The sequence below is a fragment of the Microcoleus sp. T2B6 genome (assembly GCF_036700475.1).
In the GTDB taxonomy this organism is placed as follows: domain Bacteria; phylum Cyanobacteriota; class Cyanobacteriia; order Cyanobacteriales; family Microcoleaceae; genus Microcoleus.
In genome coordinates this window covers 1-6,239 of record NZ_JAUBOZ010000101.1, presented here as the reverse complement: position 1 = coordinate 6,239, position 6,239 = coordinate 1, and the positions used below count along the sequence as shown (strand labels likewise).

7 protein-coding genes are annotated in these 6,239 nt (G+C 45.2%); 4 read left to right on the top strand and 3 right to left on the bottom strand.

The genetic code is table 11. The annotated features are described in order from the left end of the window. The 3 genes from QUA00_RS29620 to QUA00_RS29610 all read right to left on the bottom strand — a co-directional run. A partial coding sequence (locus tag QUA00_RS29620) for a retroviral-like aspartic protease family protein (RefSeq protein ID WP_333140537.1) occupies positions 1–400 on the bottom strand: 400 nt, incomplete at its 3' end. A gap of 83 nt (positions 401–483) precedes the next feature. Then, entirely contained in the window at positions 484–1,068 is a 585-nt protein-coding gene (locus tag QUA00_RS29615; RefSeq protein ID WP_333412089.1) for a PAP/fibrillin family protein, read from the bottom strand. Positions 1,069–1,323: 255 nt separating this feature from the next. Further along, entirely contained in the window at positions 1,324–3,000 is a 1,677-nt protein-coding gene (locus QUA00_RS29610) for a glycosyltransferase family 4 protein (protein ID WP_333412088.1), read from the bottom strand. 413 nt (positions 3,001–3,413) lie between these two features. On the opposite strand from QUA00_RS29610, the gene QUA00_RS29605 reads away from it, so the two are divergent. The 4 genes from QUA00_RS29605 to QUA00_RS29590 all read left to right on the top strand — a co-directional run. Beyond that, positions 3,414–3,653, top strand: a complete 240-nt coding sequence (locus tag QUA00_RS29605) for a DUF3134 domain-containing protein (protein ID WP_006631296.1) — start codon at positions 3,414–3,416, stop codon at positions 3,651–3,653. A gap of 129 nt (positions 3,654–3,782) precedes the next feature. Continuing rightward, a complete protein-coding gene (mraY, locus tag QUA00_RS29600; protein WP_333309212.1) occupies positions 3,783–4,898 on the top strand; it encodes a phospho-N-acetylmuramoyl-pentapeptide-transferase in 1,116 nt (371 codons plus the stop codon). Between the two features lie 322 nt (positions 4,899–5,220). Then, positions 5,221–5,928, top strand: a complete 708-nt coding sequence (locus tag QUA00_RS29595) for a L,D-transpeptidase (RefSeq protein ID WP_333309210.1) — start codon at positions 5,221–5,223, stop codon at positions 5,926–5,928. Positions 5,929–5,994: 66 nt separating this feature from the next. After that, a partial coding sequence (locus tag QUA00_RS29590) for a glycosyltransferase (protein ID WP_333412087.1) occupies positions 5,995–6,239 on the top strand: 245 nt, incomplete at its 3' end.

Genomic DNA, 6,239 nt, shown 5'->3' with positions numbered 1-6,239 from the left:
GCACGAGTGTTTGTTTCTGCAAATCTAATTCAATTCCTAATGCTTCTAACGGGATGACGCCCAATAACGGATCGGCTCCTGCGGGCAGTTCTATGCACTCAAAAGTCGCGTCTCTTCCCATTAATGAAATTTTTGCATCTTCAAAAATGCGTGCCGTACCGATGCCTGTTGCCGTTGCTACAGGCACTGTTTTCAGGAGTTTTAAACCGAGTTGGGCGATCGCATCCTGCGGCAAGCATAAAGTAGTCGCCCCAGTATCTACCAGCACATTTTTGATTGTAATAGAACGTATTTGGTCAGCCGGAATTAGATTATCTTCTGCTTTACCTTGGTCGAGGCGATTCGTGATTGTCAGCGTTGTGGTAATTTTGCCCATTGTTTCTTTGATAGTTGATGTCATAATTGTATTCCTCTCGGTATCATTTTAGACTGATTGCAAATTTCAGGTAAAAGAGCGATCGCACTTAATCACACATCACAAAATCACTCTTTTGTCAAGACAAAAACACTGTCTTTATTCCCCCGTCCAATCCGCAAATCTTTATCCAAATAAGTGATATCAAGCCATCCCTGCTGTTCGCGAGTATCCAGCCCGAAATCTACAGCAGCGAACTTTTTCCCCGACTCAATCTCATCGATAAACTTCCCCGGAAATTCATAGCCAATCAACCTGCTTAAACCTACTATAGACCGCTCAAACTTCACCTGCACTCGCCGTTCGGAAGTTGGCTCAAATCTCGCCGCCACACTGACAATTCCTTCCAAATAAGGCAAGCCGTAAAGTTCGCCAATGTTGTAAATTTTAGATTCTTTGACGCGGATAGATTGATAAATTTGACCCAATTTTACCAAGGGAAAACTGTCCAGATTCAGCAGTTCGCGGCTGGTGGTGTACAATAACCGCCAATCACCATTTAAAAGCTCTGCAGCTTCGACAGGGCGAGGCGTGGGGTTGTAATCTTCCAATTGGGCGATCGCACTTAAAATCGCTTGTTTGTCGCTAGCTGTAGCCAGCAAACCTCGATTCTTACCAGCAATTATCTCTAAGAGTGCAGATTTTCTAAGCATGATTTTTTAAGAAGGAAGAACACGGAGTTTGACACGAATACACGGATTAATTATCGAAGGTGAGGCAAAAGTCAGACCGCTCTTTTCTTCAGTCTCAAGCGAGAGGGAGGAAATTTTGTGTAGTAGCGATATTAATCGCCGAGTCCGCAGAGTATTAAGCTGTTGTGCATTTAAATAGAATGTCAAAAAACAATATAATTCTTGTGGGGTGGGCGTCTCGCCCGCCCTGAATATGCAATTTAAATGCGTGACAGCTTAACAACTAATTACTAAGATATCAAATTTCACCAAATAAAGCAAAGTCCGATACAGGTCGGCTAATTCTTGCTCGTTTTTAACGTAGCGTCGGATAACTTCCCCCACGCTGATCGCACCTTCCTGCTCGATCGCATCCAATATCTCCATCTGAATGTTAACAGAGATTCTTCTGTCCTGACCGAAGCGGGTAAACCAAATTGTTTGCAACTCTCTGTGCAGTTCTGGTGTGGCGATCGCCCCCAGACTCAGCATCATCTCATTGCTTAAACTTCTAGTCGCATAATGGCCCAATACCCGAAACGGATCGTCGCCTAGGGGATAAGGCGGCTTCCCAGGTTTTAAAGGTGCTGACTCCGGTGCCCCCAGGCGAATTTCTGCTAATTCCCGCCACAATTGTTCGTAAGCAGCAATTACTACTTTCCAATCATAAATTTCCCACGCCCTTTGTCGGGCATTTTCCCCCATCCGCTTTCTCAATTCGGGGTTTTCAATTAATTGGCACAACGCCAGGGTGCAAGCATCAATGTCAACTGCTGTGGCGAGGGAAGTGTGACCCATGTAAGTCGGCCAATTTAAGCTGTCGTCGAGATAATTTAGGGCTAAATCTAAACAAGATTCCGGGGGCGGGATGAGTGTGGGAATGCGGAAGCCGTCTATTTCGTGGCGTACAGATTCTTTGTATCCGTTCCAATCGGAGACTATGGCCGGCAGTCCGTTCGCCATAGCTTCAATTGGCGTTAGCCCAAAGGTTTCTTGAACGTTGTCCGAAAGCGAAATGAAAATATCGGCCGCCGACCAAATATTAATTCTAATTTCCGGCTTTCTCCCATCTAAAAAAATAGCATTCACGGAGGGACAAAATATTTGCGCGCTATTTTTAAAGTCGGGTTCTTCTCTCGGATCTTCGATCCAACCTGCTTGAATTAAGTGGATTTTGGCTTTTGTCTGTTGTGCCGCGCCCTCTAGGGCGATGTACATCGGTACCGGATGAGCTTTTGCAGAAAAAATCAATCGACCGACAAATAACACAACAATATCTTCGGGAGAAATGCCCACTTCTTGTCGCAGTTGCCGGCGACTATTAACTGCTTCCACACCCTGCGGAAACGCGCTGCAATCCACTCCTAGGGGAATAACCGGCAATTTGACTAAAATTTCCGGTTTACCGCCGTTGCGCTGGGCTAAATATTCAGACCACTCCGTCATAACTCCTTCTACTGCTGTTTTCACGGCTGCAGAGGTGCAGATCAGGGCGTCCCAAGGCTGCATGGGTGCGGTTATCAAATCGCCGATCGCCCCCATGATGTATTTTGTACCGATCGTGTGAGTAACGCCGCAAACGCTGTAGGCCCGCTGATCGACAAATCTGCGCGCCCACACCATCTGCGACAGAAGCGGATCGGGTCGGTAAATTGTGCCCGGTTGAGATAGAAAATCCGGTCGTTCCATCGGAATCCAGCGCACTTTCCGAGGTTTTTGCAGCCAAGGTTGGATGTGCGAACAAAACTCCTTAAAGGTTATTTCGCTATCGGCGTAACAGTAGAGAGAGTCAGCGGTTCCGTGTTGGACTAAGCTTTTGAGAAACCCTTCTCCGGCTGAATGACGCCCCAGAAGTTTTTTGCCTCCGGTGTGGTAGCCCTCTTTGTTGTATAAAACCGCTGCCGTTATATCCATTCTGAGATTTATTGCTTGAGAGTTGGCTGAAGAAGGCAGAGGGCATTCGAGCTCAGGCTTTGATGAAAAACCAGGAGACTGTTGTGAATCAAACCCTTGCCGTTAGCGAAGCTTGCAGAATACGATCGCCACTTGTCCCGCGATATCTTAAAGACGATCGTCTTAGATTACAATGCTTACGGCTAAAGAAGGATTGGCAAGAGCGGATTTTAGTGTTATCCTCATGCCCATGCTTGGGGGCGATCGCCTTTTCGGTCTCCCATCTTATCCCGATCCGGAACCAAACAGTGCCTGTGGTATAATGCTTTAGCCTTGCTAAATGCCCGATTTGCAAGTGCTTGATCAAAGGAGCAGTTCGTCGGCAAAACGTTACCTCTACTCGATCGCGTCTTTGTCTTTAAAAACCAATAATCATGTACAACCCATCTCTGCGTCAAATTCCTCGCCATTTACCTGCGGATGTAATTCCATTAAAACAGCAATCTTCTCTTTTAGACTGGTTGGAATCTAACAATCGCCTGTTAGCAAGGGATGTCCAAGAACCCGACTATCTGCACGAAGAAGAAATTTCGGAACTTATGGCAGTTGACGACAGTCCTTACGATGATTTAGAAGAGGAAGTAGAAGAGGATGTGAGTGTAGGCGAAGAATAACGGGTAAAAGGGTGAAGAAATCAACCGGAAACAGGGAAGAAAAACTAAGAGATTTCTCAATCTCCTGTATCGCACCCTATTCCCCATTGTCAATTGCTTATTCTCAAATAGTGTGTGGTGAGGAGTGTTATGGATAACTTTTTGGATGAGAAAATCCCTTTTAGTCTGCCTTTCAAACTTACGGGCAGGAATTTATTCCTGCTGCTGGGTTTGGGGCTAGGCACTGTAGCGATCGGTTTAGATGTAGCAGCGGATAGATTTTTGAATTTACCTGCATCGCTATTTATGCCGCTAATTGTTTGTGCTTTAGTTGCGTCGGGGTTGGGCTATGCAGTTGTACCCCTACTCCAGCAACTAAAAGCAGGACAAATAATTCGCGAAGACGGCCCCCAAGCCCATTTGAAAAAAGCGGGAACGCCGACAATGGGAGGCATCTTTTTTATACCTGCTGGGGTAGCAGTCGCTTTACTTTGGTCTAAGTTTAACTCAGATGTTGTTGCCGTATCGGCTTTAACTTTAGCTTACGGTTTCATTGGCTGGATTGATGACTGGCAAATTCTGCGACGCAAGTCGAACAAAGGTATTTCACCTCGGATGAAATTGGCTTTGCAAATAAGTTTTGCTGCTCTATTTTGTCTGTGGCTGATGTTTCATCAACCAGCAATTTCTACGAATGTTGCTTTGCCTTTCGGTTGGGTATTGCCATTAGGTTTGCTGTTCTGGCCGCTGGCGGGTTTTGTGCTAGTTGCCGAAAGCAATGCTACTAATATTACCGATGGTGTTGACGGGTTGATGGGAGGTTTGGGGGCGATCGCACTTTTGGGATTGGGCGCATCTGTAGCCTCAACTTCGCCAGAATTAATGATATTTTGCGCTTGCATCAGCGGCAGTTGTTTCGGTTTCTTAGCACACAACCGCAATCCAGCCAAGGTGTTTATGGGCGATACAGGTGCTTTAGCTTTGGGCGGTGCGTTGGGTGCGGTAGCTTTATTAACAAATAGCCTTTGGATATTATTAATTATCAGCGGGATTTTCTTTATTGAAACGCTGTCAGTAATTGCTCAAGTAGGTTATTACAAAGCTACAAAAGGCCCGGATGGCATCGGCAAGCGTCTGTTAAGAATGGCTCCACTGCACCATCATTTAGAGTTGTGCGGCTGGTTGGAAACTCAGGTTGTTGGCATCTTTTATTTAACAAACGGGGTGTTAGTGTTAATGATTTTGATGTTTACTAGCAACAGTTAACCGCGGATTTGGTAACGGATTGTGCAGGGGATGCAAGAGATATTTTCTCCTATTTCAAAGAAACAGGCAAGATGCCTGTTCCACAATAACTCAATGCAGTTGTGGAACAGGCATCTTGCCTGTTTAAGGGAAAGAAACAGGCAAGATGCCTGTTCCACAATAACTCAATGCAGTTGTGGAACAGGCATCTTGCCCGTTTAAAGCTAAAGCAACACGCTTTTGGACTGTTCCACATTTCTTAGTCTCTTAGAGAGGGACTTCGTTTCTGTAGTAAGTAGCAGTTTCAACCGCCGAACAATCTATAATATCCCTAGTTAATGCAATGGAAATAAAAAAAATCAGGGGCAATATTGGAAGAACTGTTTCATCTACAAGCCTTCTATTGCTGGCTGCTAGCTTAGTTTTTTACTGGAACCTCGTTAGGCTGGGTTATGCTGTTCCAATTCCCTACATTTTAGACGTTTTCTGCTTAAATAACTGTCCGGCTGATGATTTAAATATTTTGCATACCCAATTCCCGCCCGATAATTTATTAAACTACGACAAGCCGCTAAGACACATTTTAGGCGAACCAGATAAGTTAGATAAAAACAGAATTTCCATCCTAGTTGAAAAATCAAAATACAGGCTGACTGTATACGATAGCAAAAAGCCAGTAAAATCTTATCCTGTAGTATTTGGTGGCAATCCCGCAGGTGATAAATTAAAAGCAGGGGATTTGCGGACGCCGGAAGGTGTTTTTAGGATTAAAGATATGTATCCTCACGAAAGTTGGTCAAAGTTTCTGTGGCTGGATTATCCAACTAAACAATCTTGGCGAAAACATATAAAAGCTAAGCAAAATGGTACAATTGGCTGGGGCGATAGCGTGGGCAGCGAAATCGGGATTCACGGCGTTCCTCCTAATTCGGATAATATAATAAAATATCGATCGAACTGGACTTTGGGCTGCGTTTCGCTGGAAAATAAGGATGTTGAGGAGTTGTATGGGTTTGTGCAGAAGGGAACGGCAGTAGAAATTGTTAAATAAGGTAAACTGGTATAAAACTTGTTTTTCTGAAGCAACAGGCTTTCCGGCCTGTTCCACAAGAATTTAATGAACAGTGACGGGTTTTTACCGCAAGTTTCGGTGGTTGTGCCAGTTTACAACGGCGAGATGGATTTGCCGGAGTTGATCGAGTGCCTGCGATCGCAAACTTATCCGATCGCCAGTGTAGAATATCTCTTAGTAGACAATAACAGTCGCGATCGCACTTCAACCATCATCCAAACAGCAGCCTCTAACCCCCCCTCACTCCCAGGGCTGTTTCGGGGCAACCACGGGGGGATGGGCGGGCACGG

Coding starts and splice junctions, on each gene's coding strand:
- QUA00_RS29615 (WP_333412089.1), bottom strand. CDS start 1,068: ATGCTTAGAAAATCTGCACTCTTAGAGATAATTGCTGGTAAGAATCGA.
- QUA00_RS29610 (WP_333412088.1), bottom strand. CDS start 3,000: ATGGATATAACGGCAGCGGTTTTATACAACAAAGAGGGCTACCACACC.
- QUA00_RS29605 (WP_006631296.1), top strand. CDS start 3,414: ATGTACAACCCATCTCTGCGTCAAATTCCTCGCCATTTACCTGCGGAT.
- mraY (WP_333309212.1), top strand. CDS start 3,783: ATGGATAACTTTTTGGATGAGAAAATCCCTTTTAGTCTGCCTTTCAAA.
- QUA00_RS29595 (WP_333309210.1), top strand. CDS start 5,221: ATGGAAATAAAAAAAATCAGGGGCAATATTGGAAGAACTGTTTCATCT.